We start from the raw sequence: 21,850 nt of genomic DNA on the forward strand, positions 1-21,850 counted from the left end.
GCCCCGAGAGGAGAGCCCATGACCGAGCCGCGTGGCCCCGTCACCGCCGCCCCGGACGGGGCCGGCCCCCTGCCGTCTCGAGCCCGCCTGGACGAGCGCGGCCGCCTCGACGCGCTGGGCAGCGTCGGTGGCTGGCGCGGCATCGTCGAGGCCTCCCTGCCCACCCTCGTCTACATGGTCGGCTACGTCGCCACCCAGCAGGTGTGGCCCTCCGGCGCGGCGGCCGTCGCGGTCGCTCTCGTGCTGGGCGTCGCGCGCCTCGTCCAGCGCCAGTCGCCGGTCCAGGTGCTGGCCGGCCTCGCCGTCGTCGTCCTGTCCGTCGTGGTCTCCCTGACCACCGGCCAGGCCCGCGACTACTACCTGTGGGGCTTCGTCACCAACGCCGCCTACGGCATCGCGTTCGCGGTGTCCGCCCTCGTGGGCTGGCCCGCGGCGGGCCTGGTGCTCGGCCTCGTGCGCGCCGAGGGCACCCGCTGGCGGGCCCACCGGCGTCGGCGCCGCGCCTACGCCGCGGCCACCTGGATCCTCGTGGCCGTGTTCGCGCTGCGCCTGGCGGTGCAGGTGCCCCTCTACCTCGGGGACGCCGTCACCGCGCTCGGGGTGGCCCGCCTGGTGATGGGCCTGCCGCTCTATGCCCTGGGGCTCTGGCTCGCCTGGTCCGTCAGCTCGCCCGGTCAGGACGACGGCGTGCCGGCGGACTCCGCCGTCTCCGAGCGCCCCTGAGCACGGCCCTCGCCGACGAGGAGGCGACGCAGGGCCGGCTCGGCGGAGCCGGCGGCCAGGAAGAAGAGCTCGTCGCCCACCTCCAGGACCTCGTCCGCCGATGCCTGCCGGGGGGCGCCGTCGCGCACGACCGCCACGAGCGGAGCCTCCTGCGGCCAGGACACGGTGCCGATGCGCCGGCCCTCGAGCCAGTGCTCCGCCGGGACCCGGAACTCGGACAGTGCCGCGCCGCCGGCCTCCAGTCTGAGCAGGCGCACGAGGTCCCCGGTCTCCACGGCCTCCTCCACGAGCGCCGTCATGATCGAGGGGGTGGACACGGCCACGTCCACGCCCCACGACTCGTCGAAGAGCCAGTCGTTGAGCGGGTTGTTGACGCGGGCCACGGTGCGGCCGACGCCGAACTCCGAGCGGCTCAGCAGGGAGCACACGAGGTTGACCCGGTCGTCGCCGGTCGCCGCGACGAGCACGTCCGCCTCCAGGGCGCCGCACTGCTCGAGCACGGTCAGGTCGCACGCATCCCCGAGGACGAGGCGGGCGCCGCCGACGTCGGCCTTGCGGGCCGCGTCCGTGCGCGCCTCGACGACGACCACCTCGTGGCCGTGCGCGTGCAGCTCCCGTGCGATGGAGGCGCCCACGGCGCCGGCTCCGGCGATGACGGCCCTCATGCCCGTCCCTCCTCGTCCTTGTCCGTGCCGTCCGGCACGCGTGCCTCGCCCTGCAGGGCGGCCTCCACCTGGTCCCGGTGGTCCACCGGGTAGACGGCGTGCAGCACGTCGCCCTCCTGCAGGCGGTCGCCCGACCGGGGCAGCTGGCCGTCGCCGAGCCGGGTGAGGTAGGCGATGCGCATCCCCACCGAGGACTCGAGGTCGGTCAGCCGACGGCCCCACCACGAGGAGTGGGGGACCAGCTCGGTCTCGAGCAGCCGGCCGGAGGCGTCACGGTGCTCCGCGTCGGCGGTGCCGGCCGGCAGCAGCCGGCGCAGCACCTGGTCGGCCGTCCATTGGATCGAGGCGACCGTGGGGATGCCGAGGCGCTGGTACAGCCGGGCCCGGTCGGCGTCGTAGATGCGCGCCACCACGTGGTCCACGTGGAAGGTCTCGCGGGCCACGCGGGCGGCGATGATGTTCGTGTTGTCGTCCGCGGTCACGGCCGCCAGGCCCTGCGCGCGGTCGATGCCGGCGGCGAGCAGTGCGGAGCGGTCGAAGCCCACGCCGGCCACGAGCTCGCCGGAGAAGCCGGGGGCCAGCCCCTCCACGGTCCGCGGGTCGCGGTCCACGAGGGCGACGCCGTGACCGGCCGCGTCCAGCGCGGCCGCCAGCCGGGTGCCCACCCGTCCGCCGCCGACGATCACGTAGTGGGCCATGCCCGTCCCTGCCTCTCGTGCGGTGCTCCGTGCGCCGGGGAGCCGACGCGCGCTCCATCCTCGCATCCGGCGGGCACGTCCGGGAGCATCCGCGTCGCCGCGGCGCCCGGGCCCGGCGGGGGTACCGTGGTGCGGTGGCCACGCTGTCCTCCCTCCTGCGCCGCGGCCTCCTCGGTCGCCCCGTCACGTCGCACGCCGCCGACGAGCCCCGCATGAACCGGTGGCGGGCGCTGCCCGTGACCTCGTCGAACGCCCTGTCCTCCCTCGCCTACGCCCCGGACGAGGTCATCCTGACCCTGGTCGCCGCCGGCACGTCCGCGCTCGCGCTCGGACCCGCGGTCGGCTGGGCCGTCGTCGCGGTGATGCTGCTCATCGTCGTGTCCTTCCGCGCGGCGGTCGCCGCCGTTCCGCACGGCGGCATCTACCACATGGCCGGCACGAAGCTGGGCCCGAGGGCCGGCGTCGTCGCCTCGGCCGCACTCCTGCTGGACTTCGTGTTCACCGCCGCGGTCTCCGTGGCCGCCTTCGCCCACTTCGTGGCGGCGCTGGCCCCCGGACTCACCGTCGGCAGCCGCGTGCTGGTGGCCTCGGCCGCGCTCGTGGGCGTGCTGCTGGCCGCGCTCCGCGGGGTGCGGCTGTCCCGGTGGGTGCTGCCCGTGCTCGTGAGCGTGTTCGTCGCCCTGACCGCGCTGCTCGTCCTGGCGGGTCTGTGGCAGGAAGGCCGTGGGCTGCTCGGCGCGGCGCCGACGGCCGGCTGGACGCAGGAGGGCGCCGGGGTCGGCGGGACCGTCGGCACCGTGGCGACGGCGCTGCTCGCCCTGCGCGCGTTCAGCGCGGGATCGGTGCTGCTCACCGGCGTCGAGGTGCCGGTCTCGAGCACCCGCCTGATGGCCCGGCCGGCCGTGCCGACGGTGCGGTGGGTGCTCACCGTGATGGCCCTCACCCTCGGCGCGCTGACCGTGGGCGTCATGCACCTGGCCCAGCGCACCGGCGTCGTCGTGGGGCTGGAGCTGGAGAACCTCCGGGACGCCGGGGGCGCCGAGGTCACGCCCGACCGTGCCCCCGCCCCCGTGCTCGCCCAGCTCGCGGACACCGTGTACGGCCCGGGCAGCGTCCTGTCCGTCGCCACCATCGCGGCCACCGCCCTGCTCCTGCTGTTCGCGGCCAAGTCGGCGTTCCGCTCGTTCCCCGCCCTGGCCGCGCGCGTGGCCGAGGACGGCTACCTGCCCCGGCAGCTGAGGGTCCGCAGCGACCGGCTCGTGCACACGTGGAGCGTCCTCGGGATGGGGGCCGTAGCCCTCTCGCTCGTGCTGTTCTTCGAGGCCCGGACCGCCCTGCTCGTGCAGCTCTACGTCATCGGCGTGCTGCTGGCCTTCACGCTCGCGCAGGCCGGCATGCTGCGGCTGTGGCGCCGCCGGCTCGTGCACACGCCGGGCGCCCGGGCCCGCGCGGCCGTCCGGCTGCGCCTGATCATCACGGCGGTGGCCTGGGTGGTCACGGCGCTCGCGGGCGTCGTCGTCCTGGTCACCCGCTTCACGCAGGGCGCGTGGGTGGCGCTGCTGGCGATCGTGCTCGGCTCGCTGGTGATGGGGCGGATCCGCCGCCACTACGCGGACGTGGACCGCGAGCTCGCACCGGACCCCCAGGACGACGCGCGGGCCCTGCCCTCGCGGGTCCACGTGGTGGTCGTCGTGACCACGCTGGACCGGCCGGCGCTGCGGGCGCTGGCCTACGCCCGCGCGTCGCGCCCGTCCTCCCTCGAGGCCGTCGTCGTGGACGCCGAGCGCGCCGCCACCCTGGAGGTGATCGACGCCTGGGAGCGTGCCGGCCTGCCGATGTCGCTCACCGTGATCGCCTCGCCCTACCGCGACACGGTGGCCCCCCTGGTGCGGCATGTGCGCGAGCACCGACGCCGCTCCCCGAGGGACCTGACCATGGTGTTCATCCCGGAGTACGTGGTCCGGCCGGGCTGGCGCACGCTCCTGCACAACCGGACCGCCACCCGCCAGACGCGGCGGCTGCAGCGGGAGCCGGGCGTGATGGTGGGCTCGGTGCCGTGGCAGGTTCACGAGGGCCAGGGCTCTTGACCGTCCCGGCGCCCCCGGCGAACGGCGGATGACGCCGTCCGACGGCGCGCCCAAGATCGAGGCGACACAGCCGCATCGGTCTGCAAGGATGATGATGATCTGACCAGTCGATGCTCAGGGCAAGACCTGAAGCGCGCTGCGATGCGAGAGGAGCCAGACATGGCAGTCGTCGACACGTCCACAGACGTCACCGGGATCGGAGGGACCATCGAGGTGGAGGTCGGGGCCATGGCCCACGGCGGCCACTGCGTGGCCCGGCACGAGGGGCGGGTCGTCTTCGTGCGCCACGCCGTCCCCGGCGAGAAGGTTCGGGTGGCCCTGACCGAGGCCGAGGAGGGCGCCCGCTTCTGGCGCGGCGACGTCGTGGAGGTGCTGCGGCCCTCCGAGTTCCGCCGCATCCACCAGTGGAAGCTGGCCGACATGCTGCGCGCCCACGCCTCGGGCCGCCCGCCCGTGGGCGGCGCCGAGTTCGGCCACATCGTGGTCCCGCACCAGCGCCGGCTCAAGGCCCAGGTCTTCCGGGACACGGTGCACCGCATCGCCGACCTCGCGGTGGAGCCCGAGGTGTGCTTCGCCGGCGCCGAGGACGAGCCCACCGGCCAGCGCTGGCGCACCCGCAACGCGTTCGCGGTGACCCCCCAGGGGCACATCGCAATGCACGCCTACCGTTCGGCGACCCTCCTGCCCGTGCGCAACATGCCGCTCGGCGTGCCCGCCCTCGACGCGCTCGCCCTGTGGGACTGGGACTTCACCGGGGCCGCCCGCGTGGACGTCGCGACGCCGGCCTCCGGCTCCCGTCCCCTCGTGCTGGTCACGCCCACCCCGCAGACGCGGGCGGACGAGGCCAAGCTGGGCCGGCTGCGCACCCGGATCCGCCAGGCGGCCAATGCGTGCGACGTGGACGTCTCCACCGGCCTGGCCCTGCCCGGCCCGAAGCGGTTCCAGCCGGTCAAGGTCGAGCGCATCACCGGCAAGACCTGGGTCGAGGAGACCGTGGAGTCCGAGCGCGGCGGCACCAAGCGCTTCCGCGTCACGGGCGACGGCTTCTGGCAGGTCCACCAGCACGCCCCGGCCACCCTCGTGGACGCGGTGCTCGAGGACGCGCGCGTCGAGCCGGGCCAGATCGTGGCCGACCTCTACGGCGGCGCCGGCCTGTTCAGTGCCTACCTGGCGGACGCCGTGGGCCCCGAGGGCCGCGTGTACTCGGTGGAGGCCTCCCGCCAGGCCTCGAAGGACGCCCGCCGCAACCTGCACGACCAGCCGCAGGCCTCGGTGCTCAACGGCCCCACGGACAAGGTGCTCGGCAGCTGGCTGAAGTACCCCGAGCGCCCCGTGGCCGACGGCGGCCTCGGCGGTGCCGCGCTGGACACCGTCGTCCTGGACCCGCCGCGGGCCGGCGCGGGGCGGCGGGCGATCGAGCGCATCCTCGCGCTCGAGCCGGGCCGCATCGTGTACGTCTCGTGCGACCCCGCCTCGTTCGCCCGCGACCTGGCGTGGCTGCGCGACGGGGGCTACGAGGTGGAGCGCGCCCGCGTGTTCGACCTCTACCCGGACACGCACCACCTCGAGTCGGTGACCGTGCTGGTGCCGGCCGCCCAGAGCGCACCGGCCCCGGCCGTCGTCGAGATCTGATCCGGCGCCCGCGCGGCGGCCTGCGGGCCGCCGCGCGCCATGCCCGCGTCACACGCGACCGGCGCGGTACCCTGGGACACAGTGCGGCACCTGTGACGCAGACGACGCCCGTCCCGGACGGCGCGCGGTCCGCGGCCGCGGGTGACCACCCCCCACTGGACGAGCGCCCGGAGGAAACCGGGCGGGAAGAGGAGTCCTCTCGTGACCACCGTCGACAGCTTCGGCTCCAAGGGCGTCCTGGACGTCAAGGGCGCCGAGTATGAGATTTTCCGTCTGAACAAGGTCGAGGGGGCGCAGAAGCTGCCCTACTCCCTGAAGGTGCTGCTGGAGAACCTGCTGCGCACCGAGGACGGCGCCAACGTGACCGCCGACCAGATCAAGGCCCTGGCCGCCTGGGACCCGGACGCCCAGCCGGACACCGAGATCCAGTTCACGCCGGCGCGCGTGATCATGCAGGACTTCACCGGCGTGCCCTGCGTCGTGGACCTGGCCACCATGCGTGAGGCCATCCAGGACCTGGGCGGCGACCCGGAGCGCGTGAACCCGCTCTCCCCGGCCGAGCTCGTGATCGACCACTCCGTGCAGATCGACTCCTTCGGCAACGACGCCGCCATCGAGCGGAACATGGAGATCGAGTACGAGCGCAACGGCGAGCGCTACAAGTTCCTGCGCTGGGGCCAGACCGCCTTCGACGACTTCAAGGTCGTCCCCCCGGGCATGGGCATCGTCCACCAGGTCAACATCGAGAACCTGGCCCGCACCGTGATGACCCGCGAGGTCGACGGCGTGCTGCGCGCCTACCCGGACTCCTGCGTCGGCACCGACTCGCACACCACCATGGTCAACGGCCTGGGCGTGCTCGGCTGGGGCGTCGGCGGCATCGAGGCCGAGGCCGCGATGCTCGGCCAGCCCGTGTCCATGCTGATCCCGCGGGTCGTGGGCTTCAAGCTGACCGGCAGCATCCCGTCCGGCGCCACCGCGACCGACGTGGTGCTGACCATCACCGAGATGCTCCGCCAGCACGGCGTGGTCGGCAAGTTCGTCGAGTTCTACGGCGAGGGCGTCGGCTCCGTGCCCCTGGCCAACCGCGCCACCATCGGCAACATGTCGCCCGAGTTCGGCTCCACCGCCGCGATCTTCCCGATCGACGAGGTCACCCTCGACTACCTGCGCCTGACCGGCCGCTCCGAGGAGCAGGTCGCCCTCGTGGAGGCGTACACCAAGGAGCAGGGGATGTGGCACGACCCGTCCGCCGAGGTCGCCTACTCCGAGTACCTCGAGCTGGACCTGTCCACCGTGGTGCCCTCCATCTCCGGCCCGAAGCGTCCCCAGGACCGCATCGAGCTCACCGACTCCAAGGACCAGTTCCGCAAGGACCTGCACAACTACGCCACGCAGGACGAGGCCGGCGAGGGCCGCCCGTCCAAGCTCGTGGACGTGGCCATGGCGGACGGCCGCCAGTTCCAGCTGGACCACGGCGCCGTGTCCATCGCCTCGATCACCTCGTGCACCAACACGTCCAACCCGTCCGTGATGATGGCGGCCGGCGTGCTGGCCCGCAACGCGGTCGCCAAGGGCCTGAAGTCCAAGCCGTGGGTGAAGACCTCCGTGGCCCCGGGCTCCCGCGTGGTGACCGACTACTACGAGAAGTCCGGGCTGCGCGAGTCCCTCAACGACCTCGGTTTCAACGTGGTCGGCTACGGCTGCACCACCTGCATCGGCAACTCCGGCCCGCTGGAGTCCGAGATCTCCGAGGCCATCCAGGAGAACGACCTGTCCGTGACCGCGGTGCTCTCCGGCAACCGCAACTTCGAGGGCCGCATCAACCCGGACGTGAAGATGAACTACCTGGCCTCCCCGCCGCTGGTGGTCGCCTACGCCCTGGCGGGCACCATGGACTTCGACTTCGAGAACGAGGCCCTGGGCCAGGACACCGAGGGCAACGACGTCTTCCTCAAGGACATCTGGCCGGACCCGACCGAGGTCCAGAAGATCATCGACGCGTCGATCGACACCGAGATGTTCACCTCGCAGTACGCCACGATCTTCGACGGCGACGAGCGCTGGCAGTCCCTGGAGACCCCCTCGGGCTCTACCTTCGAGTGGGACGAGAAGTCCACCTACGTGCGCAAGCCCCCGTACTTCGAGGGCATGACCATGCAGCCGGACCCGGTGTCGGACATCTCCGGCGCCCGTGTCCTGCTCAAGCTGGGCGACTCCGTGACCACGGACCACATCTCCCCGGCCGGCTCCTTCAAGTCGGACACCCCGGCGGGCCGCTACCTGCTGGAGAACGGCGTGCAGCGCAAGGACTTCAACTCCTACGGCTCCCGTCGTGGCAACCACGAGGTGATGATCCGCGGCACGTTCGCGAACATCCGCATCAAGAACCAGCTGCTCGACGGCGTGGAGGGCGGCTTCACCCGCGACTTCACCCAGGAGGGCGCCCCGCAGGCCTACGTGTACGACGCGGCGCAGAACTACGCCGAGCAGGGCACCCCGCTGGTGGTCCTGGGCGGCAAGGAGTACGGCTCCGGCTCCTCCCGTGACTGGGCGGCCAAGGGCACCGCGCTCCTGGGCGTCAAGGCTGTGATCACCGAGTCCTTCGAGCGCATCCACCGCTCGAACCTCATCGGCATGGGCGTGCTGCCGCTGCAGTTCCCCGAGGGCGAGAACGCCGACTCGCTGGGCCTGACCGGCACCGAGACCTTCGACATCTCCGGCATCACCGCCCTCAACGAGGGCACCACGCCGAAGACCGTGAAGGTCACGGCCACCGGCGAGGACGGCAAGGTCACCGAGTTCGACGCGGTCGTCCGCATCGACACCCCCGGTGAGGCCGAGTACTACCGCAACGGCGGCATCCTGCAGTACGTGCTCCGTCAGATCGCCTCGAAGGCCTGATCCACGGGACACCGCCCGCGCGCGGGCACCACGACGGCGGCCCGCCGCCCTCCGCACGGAGGGCGGCGGGCCGCCGTCGTGGGCGCCGGGGCCGACTCCGGTGCACGACCGTTCTTCATCCCCCAGTGCAGAGTCCGGCCAACCCTTGGACCAGACGGGCCTAGGGCGTGTCTGACAATGACGCCGGGGGCGGCCGGCACCCTCGAAGACACGTCCCGGTTTTAGATGCTCTCCCACGCCCCCACAGGCCGGCAGGGCCGGCCGTTCGCCGATACCCGCACGATGCTCGACGCCATCATCCACCGGTACAGGTGCATCGATCCCCTGGCGGGACCTGCCCGAGGTCTACGGGCCCTGGCAGAGAAGTGTGGACCTGGCACCGGCGCATGACCGAAGAGGGCACCTGGGACACGGTGCTGGCAACACTGACCCCGCAGCGGAGGCCGAAGGCCTGATCGATTGGTCGGTCTCGGTGGACTCCACGAACGCCTACGCACATCAACACGCGAGGAACACCATCCGGCTCACAGGGGGCTGGATCGAACGACAAGGAATCCGCGTGAAGAGCCCGCCGACCACGGCCTCGGGCGCTCACGGAGCGGGCTGAGCACGAAGACCCATCAGCTGGTCGACGGTGCTGGGCTAGAGGGCGTACTCATCGCGGGCGATCGGCACCCATCTGCGCGCCCGTGGCCTCAAGGCCGTCATCCCCGAACCGGCTGACCAGCAGGGCCACCGCAGACGCCGCGGCTCAGCCGGCGGCCGACCCGTGGTCCTGGACTCGGAGGCTGAGTAAGACCGGAACGTGATCGAGGGCCAGTACGTGCACCTGAAGCAATGGCCGGGGCTTGGCGAGCAGGTACGACAAGTACGCGATCGTCTACCGGGCTGCCGTGGTCCTGGATGCTGTGCTCGCGTGGTCAACGGCATTGTCGGACACGCCCGAGTGGCGTGTTCGAACGGATCGACGATCCAGGTCAAGTGCTCGAGAAGCTCGGCGAGGCTCAGCACCGGCAGGTATGAGCGTGAGGACCTGGACAGAGAGGATCCCCCGAAATGCACGTCGTGAAGCGGCGTGAGCGATGTAGTGCTCTTCAGTTGGCACTGGTTGATATTGGTCGACGAGGCTTCAGCCCGGTGTGGTGATGCCCTGCGATGACTCTGAAGCCGGCTCTCGGGCGAATCCTCACATCGGGACGCCGAGACCCTGTGGGAGTCCAAGGATGGGACGTCTCGACGCCTGATCTGTCGGCGCTGCAGAGGAGCATGAGGCCTGGGCCTTAAACCAGCTGAAGACCGGTCAAGCAGGTGGGGTCGTCGGGGCGGGTCGAGATGGCCTTTTTCGCGGTGCGGCCTTCAGCTGAGACAGTGAGAGTAGCGTCAATTCCACGCGGCAGCCAGACCCCGACGAATCCGTTGTCGTACGTCGTCAGCGTTTCATCGAGGAGGGTCTCCCCGGACGTCGCCTCGACCACGGTGACGTGGACGTCAGTATTGGCGAGTTCGCCGGTGCAGGTCGTGAGGCTGTGGAAGTAGCATTCGTGAGTCTGGCTGCGATACGGGGCGATAGAGACGTAGAACTCGTCTTCTGGCATCGGCACGGTGGTCTGATTGTTCTGATCGTCGGTCAGTACAAGCTGGTCGGGTTCAATCGACGCGATGAATTCAGACGAGCGATCTGTCACCTTCGTTGAGTCGAGGCGCTTGATGATCTCGCGAGCATTCAATCCGTCTAGATTGTGCTCGACCACCAGTGAGTGATCGGATCCTGCATCAGCGGACGGTCCCGCATCAGCACAGCCGCTGAGCAGGAGGACGGCGCTGGTCGCCAGACCGGTGAAGGCCGCGCAGATCCTCAGGCGGCTCCTGGAGGACTGGATCGGAGCAACAATGGCAAGTGGCATGCCCAACTCTTTTCTCAGGTGAACGTGTTCATGTCGTCAGGTTAGACAGAAGGCATCCCGAGTTCGCCGGTGCCAAGGGCGCGACGACGTGCAAAGCACGCCTGCCCGGAGACATCAAGAGCCTTGTCCTGATCTGGGGCCCACCGGTCCGAGGCACCCTGTGTTGACGACATCGGATGGTGTCAGGAGCGCACGAGGCGATTGATGGCGTCGGTGGCCTCCTGGATCTTGGCGATGGCCGCGTCTTCATCGCCTTTCTTGGCGGCGTCGAGCACGCAGTGCTTGAGGTGGTCATCGAGCAGACCGGTCGCCACTCCTTGCAGGGCGCGGGTGAGGGCCGAGACCTGGGTGAGGATGTCGATGCAGTACTTTTCGTCGTCGATCATCTTCGTGATGCCGCGGGCTTGGCCTTCGATACGCTTCATGCGGTTGCGGTAGCGGTCCTTGTCACTGATGTAGCCGTGCCGATGGGCTCCGGTGTCGGTACCGGTCTCATCGGCTGCAGTTTCAGTGGTCACGGGTGTGTCCTTCACTTCTGGTGCTCCAGGACGGAGCGGGTGCTGGCAGCTGGGGCGAGGTCGATGCGACGCAGCAGCTGGGCGTTGAGCGCGACGACGACGGTGGAGATCGACATCAGGATCGCACCTACTGACATCGGCATGACGAAGCCGACGGGTGCGAGCACGCCAGCCGCGAGCGGCACAGAGAGCAAGTTGTACCCTGCAGCCCACCACAGGTTTTGCCTCATTTTACGGTATGCGGCACGGGAGAGCTGGATCACCGAGAGCACGCTACGCGGGTCGGAGCTGGCGAGGATGACACCTGCAGAGGCGATGGCGACGTCGGTGCCGGCCCCGATGGCGATGCCGACGTCGGCCTGGGCCAGGGCAGGGGCGTCGTTGACGCCGTCGCCGACCATGGCGACCTTCTTGCCCTCCTTCTGCAGCTGGTCGACCTTGGTGGATTTGTCCTCGGGGCGGACGCCGGCGAAGACCCGGTCGATGCCGAGCTCTCTTCCCACCTCGTTCGCCACGGCTTCCGCGTCGCCGGTGATCATGACGACCTCGACGCCGAGCTGATGGAGCGCATCGACGGCGTCGCGGGACTCTGGGCGAACCTCGTCGGCGAGCTTGAGACCGCCGATGACCTTGCCGTCGCGGAGGACGTGCAGGATGATCGCACCCTCTGCCCGCCATTCGTCGGCGACACCGATCTCGTCCTGGCCGGTCTCCTCGAGCAGACGGGGTCCGCCGACGCGGATCTCATGGTCGGCCACCGTCGCGGTGACGCCGACCGCCGGGGAGGAGGTGAACCCGCTGGCCGGTTCGACGGCGAGGCCCTTCTCCTTGGCGGCGGTGACGATGGACCGGGCGAGGGGGTGCTCACTGTCGGCCTCGGCGGACGCGGCCAGGGCGAGGAGCTGTTCGGCATTCAGGCCGCCGGTCGGCTCCACGCCGGTGACGGTGGGCTCGCCTTTGGTCAGGGTGCCGGTCTTGTCGAAGAGCACCGCGTCGACCTGGCGCATGGACTCCAGGGCGAGGCGGTCCTTGATCAGGACGCCGCCGCGGGCGGCGCGCTCGGTGGCGATGGACACGACCAGAGGGATCGCCAGACCCAGCGCATGGGGGCAGGCGATGACGAGGACAGTGATGGTGCGAACGACCGCGTCGTCGGGGAGCCCGAAGAGCGTCCAGACGACGGCGGTGATCAGCGCAGCTCCGAGGGCGAACCAGAACAGCAGGGCCGCAGCCCGGTCGGCGATGCGCTGGGCACGGGAGGATGAGCCCTGCGCCTCGGCGACGAGCCTGTTGATGCCTGCCAGAGCCGTGTCGTCGCCGGTGGCGGTGATCTCTACGCGCAGGCCGGAGTCGGTGGCCACGGTGCCGGCGGTGACGTTCTCGCCCTCGCCGCGGGCGACGGGGTGTGATTCGCCGGTGATCATGGACTCGTCCATGTCGGCGCGGCCGTCGACGATGGTGCCGTCGGCGGGGACGCTGCCGCCAGGCCGGACGATGACGACGTCGCCGACGCGCAGCTCTGCCGGGTCGACCTTGACGACGTCGTCTCCCTCTATACGCTCAGCCTCGTCAGGGAGCAGCGCGGCGAGGGAGTCCAACGCCGAGGTGGTCTGGGCCAGTGAGCGCATCTCGATCCAGTGGCCCAGCAGCATGATGACGATCAGCAGCGCCAACTCCCACCAGAACTCGAGCTCGGGGTGGACGAGACCGACAGTGGCGGCCCAGGAGGCGAGGAACGCTACGGTGATGCCGAGCGCGATGAGCAGCATCATCCCCGGCTGGCGGCTTTTCAGCTCGCTGACAGCACCGGTGAGGAATGGGGTGCCGCCCCAGGCGTACATGACGGAGCCGAGGACTGCGGCGACCCAGCCCGCCCAGCTGGGGACCGAGTAGCCCAGGAGCATGGCGAACATGGGGGAGAACGCGACCACCGGGATGGCGATGATCAGGTTGATCCAGAACAGCCGCCGGAACTGGCCGACGTGGTCGCCGTGGCCCGCGTGACCACCGCCGTGATGACCGTGCCCGGCGTGGTCACCGTGTTCCATGGTGTGGTCTTCGTTCTCGGCGCGCGAGTCGTCACGGTGGCCGGACTCGGTGGTCGCGACGCCGGCGTGGTCATGGTGATGCGTGGTCGGGTCCGTCATGCTCTTCGCTTCCCCTCGTCATTCCCCGATCTTTCCTTCGATCGGGTCGTATTTCGCCGCGGACCTTCAGCGCGCCCGCGGCGATCGGCTCAGGAGGCCGGCTTGAGCTCGCTCTCGACGACCCACTTGTGGTTGGTCATCGTCATGCCGTCGGACTCGTAATCGACCATGTAGACGGTCTCCTCGGTGGAGGAGGCGATGGTCGCCTTCGCGCCCTTCATGCCTTCCATGTGTTCGGCCTCGAGAGTGACCTCGGTGCCGTCGGCCAGACGTTCATCTCCGGCGTCCTTGATCTCCTGCTGGACGACCCACTTGTGATCCTTGACCGGCTCCCCGCCTGCGGACGGCGTGAAGTCCACCGCATAGGTGTACGTGTCGTACGCGCCGGCGATCGTCGCGTTCGCACCGTCCATGCCCTCCATGTGGTCGGCGGTGAGCGTGACCTCGGTGCCGACCGGGTATGTGGGCGACGCAGCCGTCTCGATGCCCTCGGGGGCGGGGCCGCCGTCCATCGGATGCTCCATCCCGCCGCTGTCAGAGCTGCTGCCGTGGCCCTCGTGCTGGCTGGTCGTCGAGGGGGTCCCTTGGTCCTGGTCGCCGCCGGTGCTGCAGCCGGTGAACACGAGCGCTCCTCCGAGCACTCCTGCGGCGACGGTGGTCATGAGGTGCTTGCGCATGAAGTCTCCTGTTCGTTCTGGTCCAGTCAACGCTATACCCCTCCCGGGTATCAAGTCGATGTCGATCGGCGGGCGTGGAATCGCCCGGCCAAGATCCAATCGACCCGGGGTGGCAGCGCTGAGGCTGCGATGGAACATCGGCTCGGCGGCTCTGGTCGCAGATGGAATCGAGGCCCGAACGGACGGGCTCACCTCGCTCGCCGTCGTGACGGGATCGGCTGCGTCGTCTCGTGAACATCACCGTGGTGAGGAGACGATCCCAGTACCGCCGATCACCCAAGAGAAATTGGTCTTGTACGGTTGCATCGTCGGGCGTCCCATCGAGACAGGGATCCTGAGAGCCGACGGAAGCTGTGCAACTATCGCCAGGCAGAGCGAAGCATGTCTCAGTACGTGCTCCGTCAGATCGCCGCGAAGGCCTGATCCACGGGGCCCGCCCGCGCGGGCCGCCGCCCGCGTCCCGCCCGGGTGCGGACCCGCGGAGTACGCTGGTCGGACCATGGAACATCTGCCCCCCACGAGCCCCGGCGCCCCGCTGCTGCCGCAGATCGCCCGCCCGGCGGACCTGTCGGCCCTCACGGAGGACCAGTTGACCGCGCTGGCGGCGGAGATCCGCGCCTACCTGATCGCCCACGTCTCCAAGACGGGCGGCCACCTCGGACCGAACCTGGGTGTCGTCGAGCTGACGCTGGCCGTGCACCGCGTGTTCGAGTCGCCGAAGGACGCGGTCATCTTCGACACGGGCCACCAGTCGTACGTGCACAAGCTGCTCACGGGGCGCCAGGACTTCACGACGCTCCGCCAAGAGGGGGGCCTGTCCGGCTACGGCGACCGCACCGAGTCCGAGCACGACGTGGTGGAGTCTTCGCACGCCTCCAGCTCGCTCTCCTGGGCGGACGGCATCGCGCGGGCCTGGGCGCAGACCGGGCAGGGGGACCGCACCGTGGTGGCCGTGATCGGCGACGGCGCGCTCACGGGGGGCATGGCCTGGGAGGCCGTCAACAACATCGCCGCCGGCCGGGACCGGCGCGTGGTGATCGTCGTCAACGACAACGGCCGCTCGTACGCGCCCACCGTGGGCGGCGTCGCCGAGCACCTGGGCGGACTGCGCCGCGGGGTGCTGGACAAGGTGCGCACCCACCACCGCTACGAGCAGACCCTCGACTACCTCAAGCACCGCCTCCAGGAGGCCGGCCTCGCGGGCGAGCTGGTGTACCGGCCGCTGCACGCGGCGAAGAAGGGCCTCAAGGACCTCTGGGCGCCGCAGGGCCTGTTCGAGGACCTGGGCATGAAGTACATCGGCCCGGTCGACGGTCACGACCTCACCGCGATGGAGGAGGCCCTCGAGGACGCGCGGGCGTACGGCGGGCCCGTGATCGTCCACGCGATGACCGAGAAGGGGCACGGCTATCCGCCGGCGGTCGCGCACGAGGCGGACCAGTTCCACGCCATCGGCGTGATCGACCCCTCCACGGGCGAGCCCATCACCTCGTCGACGGCCCAGTCCTGGACCTCCGTGTTCGGCGAGGAGATGGTCGCGATCGCGGACGAGCGGCCGGACGTCGTGGCCATCACCGCCGCCATGCAGAACCCCGTGGGGCTGGCCCCGATGGCGCTGGCCCATCCGGACCGGGTGTTCGACGTCGGCATCGCCGAGCAGCACGCGGTCACCTCGGCCGCCGGCATGGCCTTCGGCGGTCTGCACCCCGTGGTGGCCGTCTACGCGACCTTCCTCAACCGCGCCTACGACCAGGTGCTCATGGACGTGGGCCTGCACCGTGCGGGGGTGACGTTCGTGCTGGACCGCGCGGGCGTCACCGGGCCGGACGGCCCGAGCCACCACGGCATGTGGGACCTGGCCCTGCTGCAGTCGGTCCCGGGGCTGCGGATCTCCGCGCCCCGCGACGCGGACACGCTCCGGGAGGAGCTGCGCGAGGCCGTCGCCGTCGAGGACGCGCCCACCGTGGTGCGGTTCGCGAAGGGCTCGGTCGGCGAGCCGGTGCGCGCCCTGGAGCGGCTGTCGGACGGCACGGACGTGCTCGCCCGGCGCGGCGAGGCCGGCGGACGCGACGGCGCCGAGCGGGACGTGCTGATCGTGGCGGTGGGTGCGATGGCCGAGCTCGGCCTCGACGTCGCCGAACGGCTCGAGCGGCACGGCATCAGCGCCACGGTGATCGACCCGCGTTGGGTCCTGCCCGTGGCTCGGTCCGTGATCGACACGGCCGCCCGCCACCGGATCGTCGTGTGCCTCGAGGACGGGGTGCGGGCCGGCGGCGTCGGCTCGCGGATCCGACAGGAAATGCGCGCGGCCGGCGTGGACACCGCCCTGAACGAGGTCGGCCTGCCGGTCGAGTTCCTCGCCCACGGCAGCCGCGAGCAGGTGCTGGCCCGCGTGGGCCTCACCGCGCAGCGCATCACCCAGGACACCGTCGCCCAGGTCCTCGGCGCCAAGGTCCCGTACGCCCGGCCCGTCCCCGAGGACGCGGCCGCCCCCCACCACCAGGAGCAGGCATGAGCATCGTCCGGCTGTACCGTGAGACCGTCGGCGACGACGGCACCCGGCTCTTCGAGTACCGCGAGGCATGGGCCGACGCGGAGGCCGGGGAGTTCGTGGTCCACCACGGCCGGGTCGGCCAGCCCGGCACCGTCGGGGAGCAGCCCCTGGCCGACCAGGCCGAGGGTGATCAGCTGCTGGCCGCGTTCGTGGCGCAGGGCGCGGAGGAGGGCTTCGCCGAGGCGGACCCCGCGACCTTCGCCGTGCTGCCGGTGGCCTACCGGCTCCGCGGCCGGGAGGCCACGGCGATCGAGCGGCGCACCGTCGAGCGGCTGCGCGTCGAGGTGACCCACCAGCTGGCCTGGCGCGGTCTCGGCGAGGTCGAGGAGGTCGTCGAGGAGGTCGGTGCCCTCGTGCTGCGCGTCCGGACCCCCCACGCCCGTAAGGCCGCCGCCGAGATCCCGGCGGCCGCCAAGCGCGCCGACGGCGTGCAGCCGAACAAGGTGGACGTCCGCACCGCAGAGCAGGAGGGCTGACCCGTGCGCCACACCCGTCTCGGCCGTTCCGGGCTGACCGTCTCCGTCGTCGGCCTGGGCTGCAACAACCTCGGCCGCCCCGGGACCGCCACACTGGAGCAGGCCGGCACCGACGCCGTCGTCCACGCCGCGCTCGACGCCGGCATCACCTTCTTCGACGTCGCCGACATCTACGGCGCCGAGCCCGGCCTGTCCGAGGAGCGGCTCGGCCGCGCCCTGGGCGCCCGCCGCGACGAGGTGGTGATCGGCACCAAGTTCGGCATGGACATGGGCGGTGTCGCCGGTGACGACGGCGGCGCGCGGGGCTCACGCCGGTACATCGTGCGCGCCGTCGAGGACTCCCTGCGACGCCTCGGCACCGACTGGATCGACCTCTACCAGTTCCACACCCCGGACCCGGCCACGCCCATCGAGGAGACCCTTCGCGCGCTCGACGACCTCGTGCGGGCCGGGAAGGTCCGCTACGTGGGCCACTCGAACCGGGCCGGGTGGCAGATCGCCCAGGCCGAGTACGTGGCGCGCGAGCTGGGCGTGGAGCGCTTCGTGTCCGCGCAGAACCACTACAACCTGCTGGACCGCCGGGCCGAGCTCGAGGTGGTCCCGGCGGCGGCCGAGTTCGGGCTCGGCTTCCTGCCGTACTTCCCGCTGGCCAACGGGCTGCTCACGGGCAAGTACTCGCAGGGCGACGCCCCCGAGGGCTCGCGCCTGTCCCACGTGCGCCAGCACATGGTGGCCGACGCCGACCTGGAGCAGCTGGCCGCGTTCGGTCGGTTCGCCCGGGAGCGGGGGATCACCGAGGTCCAGGCCGCGATCGGGTGGCTGGCGGCGCAGGGACCGGTGTCCTCCGTGATCGCCGGCGCCACCCGTCCCGCGCAGGTCGTGGAGAACGCGGCGGCGGCCGACTGGCTCGCCACCGCGGAGGACCTGGCCGAGCTGGACGCTCTGTTCCCGGGCCCGGAGAAGGTCGCGCTCTTCTGATGGCCGGCGCGCTGACCGGCGCGGCCGCCGCGGCGGCCGCGAACCCGCTCGTGCCGACGCCGGGGGAGGCCGCCCTGGGCTGGACCGTGTCCGTCGTGGCCGGCGCGCTGTGGGTGGCCGGCTTCGTCTCGCTGGGCCGCAGCCCCCTGGACGCCCGGGCACGCCTGCCGTGGGTCGGCCTCATGCTGCTGCTGCCGGTGCTGGGGGCGCTCATCTGGTTCTGGTGGCGGCACCACTACTACCCGGCCCGGCGGCGCGAGCAGCCGGCGTGGGACCCCAACGACCGCTCCGCCGTCGTGGTGCCCCCGCGCCGGCGCTTCGGCGCGCCGGAGGAGTGAGCCGGGTTCAGAGCTTGACGACGATTCGGTCGTCGACGACGGCCGCGTCGTAGTCCATGAGGGCCTGGCGGGCCGGGCCGCCGAACGGCTTGCCCGAGGTGACGTCGAAATGCGAGCCGTGGCAGGGGCACGCATAGGCCGGGCCCTCCTGCCGGTCCACGACCTGGAGCAGGCAGCCCTGGTGCGTGCACACGTTGGTGAAGGCGGTCACCGTGGTCTCGTCCACGCGGTGCATCATCAGGGTCCGGCCCTGCACCTGGACCTCGCGGGACGCGCCCACGGGCAGCTCGGCGGCGGGCAGCGCGTCGACGGCGTCGGAGCCGGTGTAGTGGTCCTGCGCGGTGTCCTTCTCGCGCAGCTGGTCCGTGCAGCCGGCCAGCGCGAGTGCGCCGGCACCCGCGGCGGCGACGGCGGCGCCGCGGCCCAGGACGGTGCGGCGCGAGGTGTCCGGGCGGGCGTGGCCGCCGCAGCAGGCGGACCGGGAGGAGTTCGGGATGAGGGGGGAGTCCTGCGTGGTCATCGACCCATTATCGCCCGCGGCGAGGGCGGATGCGACCGGGCCCCACGGGTGCGAGGATCGGGGGGACGGACCCCCGAGCTTCAGGAGCACCGCCGTGACCGACCCCGCCCCGCGCCCCACCGGCGCCGCCCGCTTCGACCTCACCCCCTTCGAGCGGTGGGAGGCCGTGACCCTCGACGACGTGCACGTCGGCTTCCTGCACCGGGTGCTGGAGGACGGCGTGCTGACCACCCGGACGGGCTTCGCCCCCACGCCCGCCCAGCGCGCCGCCCGCGGCGGTCTGCCCGAGCGTTACCTCGCCCAGACGCAGGTCGGCTTCACGCCCGACGGCGACGGCTGGGCTTGGACGACCCACGAGGACTCCGCCGGTGCCCAGCGGGTGCGCATCGACCGTGAGCGGGCCGGCATCGACGCCGCGGTGCTGCCCTCGTACGCGGAGTACCTCCTCCTCGCGCGGGTCGCCGCCGAGGGCCCGCTCGCCGTGGACCGGCTCGAGGAGGCCTCGCCCCTGCAGGGCGGGCTGCGCGCGCCCCGCGCCGAGCTGCGCCCGGCGGACGCGGGCGGGTCGGACGTGCGGGTGGCCGTCGTCGCAGACGGTGTGGAGCTGGGGGCCCACCTGGTGCGCGACGGCGCCGTGGTCGCCTCCGACTGGGGCGGCGGCACCGCCTCCACCCCCGTGGCCGACCGGGCCGCGGCGACCGCCGGGCTCGACGCGCACGTGGTCACGTTCGCCGGGCTGCCGATCGCCTGAGACGTGGGCCGGGCCGTCGCGGACGGCCCGGCCCGGGCCGGTCAGGCCTGCGCGGCCGGGTGGAAGCGCCGCCCGTTCACCCGCTCGGCGGCCCCGCAGTCGTCCAGGTACGGCGTGATGCCGCCCAGGTGCAGGGGCCAGCCGGCACCGAGGATCATGCACAGGTCCACGTCCTCGGGGGCCGCGACGACGCCCTCGTCCAGGAGCAGGCCGATCTCCTCGGCCAGCGCGTCCTCGACCCGGCGCAGCAGCTCCTCGGGGGTCTGCGGGGTCGAGCCCTGCTCCAGCAGGGCCGCGGTCGCCTCCGGGATCTGCTCGCCGGTCGCGCCGGCGGCCTCCTCGTCGCGCCGGTCCGGGCGGACGTCCTTGGCCCAGATCGCGGTCTTGCCGGCGTCGATCAGGCGCTGCAGGTTCGCCGAGACCGGGAAGCGCTCCGCGCCGAAGGACGCGGAGAGGGACTCGGACACGTGCTGGGCCACGGGGATGCCGACCATGGCCAGCAGGGTGAACGGCGTCATCGGCAGGGCCAGCGGGTCCACCGCGTGGTCGGCCTGGTGCGCGTCGGTGCCCTCGTCGAAGGAGTTCTGCACCTCGCCCATCATGCGCAGCAGGACGCGGTTGACCACGAACGCGGTGGCGTCGTGGACGAGCACGCCGGTCTTGCGCAGCCGGCGGGTCAGCTCGAACGCGGTGGCCACGACCTCGTCCGTCGTCGCCTCGGTCCGCACGATCTCCACGAGCGGCATGACCGCCACCGGGTTGAAGAAGTGGAAGCCCACGAGGCGCTCGGGATGCTCGAGGACCTCGGCCATGGCGGCCACGGACAGGCTCGAGGTGTTGGTCATCAGGATGGCGTCCTCACGCACGATGCCCTCGAGCTCGCGGAAGACGGTGCGCTTGACCTCGAGCTCCTCGAAGACGGCCTCGATGACGATGTCGGCGTCCGCGTACACCGCCTTGTCCGTGTCCGCGGTGATCAACCCGGCCAGGGCCTCGCCGTCCTCGGCGGAGAGCCGACCACGGGAGACCATCTTCTCGACCTGCGCGCGCACGCCCGCCAGGCCGCGCTCGACACGCTCGGCGTCGATGTCCGTCATGACGACGGGCACCCGCAGGTGCCGGGCGAAGACGAGGGCGAGCTGGCCGGCCATCAGGCCCGCACCGACGATGCCGACCTTGCGGACCTCGCGGGCGAGCTCGCGGCCCGGGTCGCCGGCGGGGCGCTTGGCGCGGCCCTGGACGAGGCCGAGGAACGCGTACACGGTGCGGCGGAACTCGGGGGAGTGCAGCAGGGTCCCGAGGGCGTCCGCCTCGGCCTGGGCGGACTCGGCGCGGGTGCGCGTGCGGGCCCCGGTGAACAGGTCCTCCAGGTGACGGCGCGCCGGCAGGTGGCGTCCGGGGCGAGCGGCCTGCAGCCGCTCCAGCGCCGCCAGGGCGCGGTCCCAGGCGGCGTCGGACACGTCGCGGTCGCGGTGGGCGGCCAGTTCGGCCGCCACGGACTCGTCCCCGGCGACCAGGGCGGCGGCGAGCTCGAGGCCCGCGTCGAGGAGGTCCCCCTCCACGATCCGGTCCATCAGGCCGAGCCCGTGCGCCGCGCGGGCGTCGAGCATGCGGTTGTCGTCGAGGGGGTTCTTCAGCACGACGTCGACGGCGGCCTCCGGGCCGATCAGATGGGGCACGCGCCACACGCCGGACCAGCCGGGGATCAGGCCGAGCCGGACCTCGGGCAGGCCGAAGCCCTTCGCATCGGCGGCCACCACGCGGTGTCCGGCGGCCAGGGCCAGCTCGAGGCCGCCGCCGAGGGCGAGGCCGTTCACGAGCGCGACCGTGGGGATCTCGAGGGCCGCGAGCCGGTCGTAGACGGCGTGGCCGAGCAGGGCCAGGTCACGGCCGACGTCGTCGGTGATGCTCGCGATCAGGGACAGGTCCGCCCCGGCCGCGAAGGTCCCCTCCACACCGGTCACGGCCAGGGCCTGGATCTCGCCCGCGGCGGCCCGGGCGGCCTGCTCGTCGAGCACCCGGCCGAGGCCGAGGAGCGTGGCCGGGCCCAGGGTCGCGGGCCGGCGGGGCCCCTGTCCGTTGTCCAGCGTGAGCAGCGCGAGCGTGCCCGCGCCCTCGGGCAGGGCGTGGTCGGTCACGGTGACGGTGGTGACGACCTCGTCCGGTGCCAGGGCGGGCAGGTGGTCGAAGGAAGCAAGAGAAACGGATGTCATGCGGGTCACACTACCGGCGGGTAGCCTCCGCGTCGACGCGACGCGACGGACCGATCCGGCGGGCC

The 21,850-nt window shown here is 71.9% G+C and carries 17 protein-coding genes and 1 pseudogene; 10 read left to right on the top strand and 8 right to left on the bottom strand.

The genetic code is table 11. The annotated features are described in order from the left end of the window. Positions 1–18 precede the first annotated feature (18 nt). The gene (locus ACUXPL_RS08010; RefSeq protein WP_454183101.1) at positions 19–723 is read left to right on the top strand and encodes a DUF3159 domain-containing protein; all 705 of its coding nucleotides are present in this window, start codon (positions 19–21) and stop codon (positions 721–723) included. On the opposite strand, the gene ACUXPL_RS08015 is transcribed toward ACUXPL_RS08010, so the two are convergent. After that, positions 675–1,388: a potassium channel family protein gene (locus ACUXPL_RS08015; protein WP_454183103.1), complete on the bottom strand. Its 714-nt coding sequence runs from the start codon at positions 1,386–1,388 to the stop codon at positions 675–677. The two genes, ACUXPL_RS08010 and ACUXPL_RS08015, sit on opposite strands and share 49 nt — an antisense overlap. Continuing rightward, positions 1,385–2,086 carry a potassium channel family protein gene (locus tag ACUXPL_RS08020; RefSeq protein WP_454183105.1) on the bottom strand — a complete coding sequence of 234 codons (702 nt, stop codon included), beginning with the start codon at positions 2,084–2,086 and terminating at the stop codon, positions 1,385–1,387. The genes ACUXPL_RS08015 and ACUXPL_RS08020 overlap by 4 nt, the downstream gene beginning before the upstream one ends. Before the next feature lie 134 nt (positions 2,087–2,220). Between ACUXPL_RS08020 and ACUXPL_RS08025 the strand changes: the two genes are divergently transcribed. The 4 genes and pseudogenes from ACUXPL_RS08025 to ACUXPL_RS08040 all read left to right on the top strand — a co-directional run. Beyond that, entirely contained in the window at positions 2,221–4,173 is a 1,953-nt protein-coding gene (locus ACUXPL_RS08025; RefSeq protein WP_454183107.1) for an APC family permease, read from the top strand. Between the two features lie 159 nt (positions 4,174–4,332). Further along, complete coding sequence (locus tag ACUXPL_RS08030) at positions 4,333–5,805, top strand: class I SAM-dependent RNA methyltransferase (protein WP_454183109.1); 1,473 nt, start codon at positions 4,333–4,335, stop codon at positions 5,803–5,805. A 201-nt stretch (positions 5,806–6,006) separates the two neighbouring features. After that, positions 6,007–8,709, top strand: a complete 2,703-nt coding sequence (gene acnA, locus ACUXPL_RS08035) for an aconitate hydratase AcnA (RefSeq protein WP_255166042.1) — start codon at positions 6,007–6,009, stop codon at positions 8,707–8,709. A gap of 225 nt (positions 8,710–8,934) precedes the next feature. After that, a pseudogene (locus ACUXPL_RS08040) lies at positions 8,935–9,653 on the top strand (transposase); the annotation flags it as partial. Positions 9,654–9,989: 336 nt separating this feature from the next. On the opposite strand, the gene ACUXPL_RS08045 reads toward ACUXPL_RS08040, so the two are convergent. From ACUXPL_RS08045 to ACUXPL_RS08060, 4 genes are all read right to left on the bottom strand, one after another. After that, positions 9,990–10,613: a CueP family metal-binding protein gene (locus ACUXPL_RS08045; RefSeq protein ID WP_454183111.1), complete on the bottom strand. Its 624-nt coding sequence runs from the start codon at positions 10,611–10,613 to the stop codon at positions 9,990–9,992. A 182-nt stretch (positions 10,614–10,795) separates the two neighbouring features. Continuing rightward, positions 10,796–11,131: a metal-sensitive transcriptional regulator gene (locus ACUXPL_RS08050; protein ID WP_271437975.1), complete on the bottom strand. Its 336-nt coding sequence runs from the start codon at positions 11,129–11,131 to the stop codon at positions 10,796–10,798. Between the two features lie 11 nt (positions 11,132–11,142). Further along, positions 11,143–13,278, bottom strand: coding sequence for a heavy metal translocating P-type ATPase (locus tag ACUXPL_RS08055; RefSeq protein ID WP_454183113.1), 2,136 nt, complete (start codon positions 13,276–13,278; stop codon positions 11,143–11,145). 89 nt (positions 13,279–13,367) lie between these two features. Continuing rightward, positions 13,368–13,955, bottom strand: coding sequence for a YdhK family protein (locus tag ACUXPL_RS08060; RefSeq protein WP_041103644.1), 588 nt, complete (start codon positions 13,953–13,955; stop codon positions 13,368–13,370). Positions 13,956–14,454: 499 nt separating this feature from the next. Between ACUXPL_RS08060 and dxs the strand changes: the two genes are divergently transcribed. The 4 genes from dxs to ACUXPL_RS08080 are packed head-to-tail and all read left to right on the top strand — an operon-like array spanning position 14,455 to position 18,301. Beyond that, positions 14,455–16,470: a 1-deoxy-D-xylulose-5-phosphate synthase gene (gene dxs, locus ACUXPL_RS08065; protein ID WP_255166029.1), complete on the top strand. Its 2,016-nt coding sequence runs from the start codon at positions 14,455–14,457 to the stop codon at positions 16,468–16,470. Beyond that, entirely contained in the window at positions 16,467–16,985 is a 519-nt protein-coding gene (locus ACUXPL_RS08070) for a hypothetical protein (RefSeq protein ID WP_454183115.1), read from the top strand. The genes dxs and ACUXPL_RS08070 overlap by 4 nt, the downstream gene beginning before the upstream one ends. 3 nt (positions 16,986–16,988) lie before the next feature. Then, complete coding sequence (locus ACUXPL_RS08075) at positions 16,989–17,963, top strand: aldo/keto reductase (protein WP_454183117.1); 975 nt, start codon at positions 16,989–16,991, stop codon at positions 17,961–17,963. Continuing rightward, on the top strand, positions 17,963–18,301 hold the full coding sequence (locus tag ACUXPL_RS08080) for a PLD nuclease N-terminal domain-containing protein (RefSeq protein WP_406892236.1): 339 nt from the start codon (positions 17,963–17,965) through the stop codon (positions 18,299–18,301). The genes ACUXPL_RS08075 and ACUXPL_RS08080 overlap by 1 nt, the downstream gene beginning before the upstream one ends. A 7-nt stretch (positions 18,302–18,308) precedes the next feature. Here ACUXPL_RS08080 and ACUXPL_RS08085 read toward each other — a convergent pair whose 3' ends face one another. Then, positions 18,309–18,821 (bottom strand): Rieske (2Fe-2S) protein, encoded by a 513-nt coding sequence (locus tag ACUXPL_RS08085; RefSeq protein WP_454183120.1) that lies wholly within the window; start codon positions 18,819–18,821, stop codon positions 18,309–18,311. Between the two features lie 94 nt (positions 18,822–18,915). Here ACUXPL_RS08085 and ACUXPL_RS08090 point away from each other — a divergent pair, with 94 nt between their 5' ends. Beyond that, complete coding sequence (locus ACUXPL_RS08090; protein ID WP_369997237.1) at positions 18,916–19,572, top strand: hypothetical protein; 657 nt, start codon at positions 18,916–18,918, stop codon at positions 19,570–19,572. Between the two features lie 41 nt (positions 19,573–19,613). Here the strand turns inward: ACUXPL_RS08090 and ACUXPL_RS08095 are convergent, their stop codons facing one another. Further along, complete coding sequence (locus ACUXPL_RS08095; RefSeq protein ID WP_454183122.1) at positions 19,614–21,785, bottom strand: 3-hydroxyacyl-CoA dehydrogenase NAD-binding domain-containing protein; 2,172 nt, start codon at positions 21,783–21,785, stop codon at positions 19,614–19,616. Positions 21,786–21,850 lie beyond the last annotated feature (65 nt).

It is taken from the genome of Micrococcus sp. 140720015-1, assembly GCF_053627595.1.

Excerpts from the sequence above, each read along its gene's own strand:
- ACUXPL_RS08015 (WP_454183103.1), bottom strand. The coding sequence starts at position 1,388 with ATGAGGGCCGTCATCGCCGGAGCCGGCGCCGTGGGCGCCTCCATCGCA.
- ACUXPL_RS08095 (WP_454183122.1), bottom strand. The coding sequence starts at position 21,785 with ATGACATCCGTTTCTCTTGCTTCCTTCGACCACCTGCCCGCCCTGGCA.
- ACUXPL_RS08020 (WP_454183105.1), bottom strand. The coding sequence starts at position 2,086 with ATGGCCCACTACGTGATCGTCGGCGGCGGACGGGTGGGCACCCGGCTG.
- ACUXPL_RS08045 (WP_454183111.1), bottom strand. The coding sequence starts at position 10,613 with ATGCCACTTGCCATTGTTGCTCCGATCCAGTCCTCCAGGAGCCGCCTG.
- ACUXPL_RS08070 (WP_454183115.1), top strand. The coding sequence starts at position 16,467 with ATGAGCATCGTCCGGCTGTACCGTGAGACCGTCGGCGACGACGGCACC.
- ACUXPL_RS08080 (WP_406892236.1), top strand. The coding sequence starts at position 17,963 with ATGGCCGGCGCGCTGACCGGCGCGGCCGCCGCGGCGGCCGCGAACCCG.
- ACUXPL_RS08085 (WP_454183120.1), bottom strand. The coding sequence starts at position 18,821 with ATGACCACGCAGGACTCCCCCCTCATCCCGAACTCCTCCCGGTCCGCC.
- dxs (WP_255166029.1), top strand. The coding sequence starts at position 14,455 with ATGGAACATCTGCCCCCCACGAGCCCCGGCGCCCCGCTGCTGCCGCAG.
- ACUXPL_RS08055 (WP_454183113.1), bottom strand. The coding sequence starts at position 13,278 with ATGACGGACCCGACCACGCATCACCATGACCACGCCGGCGTCGCGACC.
- ACUXPL_RS08010 (WP_454183101.1), top strand. The coding sequence starts at position 19 with ATGACCGAGCCGCGTGGCCCCGTCACCGCCGCCCCGGACGGGGCCGGC.
- ACUXPL_RS08030 (WP_454183109.1), top strand. The coding sequence starts at position 4,333 with ATGGCAGTCGTCGACACGTCCACAGACGTCACCGGGATCGGAGGGACC.
- ACUXPL_RS08060 (WP_041103644.1), bottom strand. The coding sequence starts at position 13,955 with ATGCGCAAGCACCTCATGACCACCGTCGCCGCAGGAGTGCTCGGAGGA.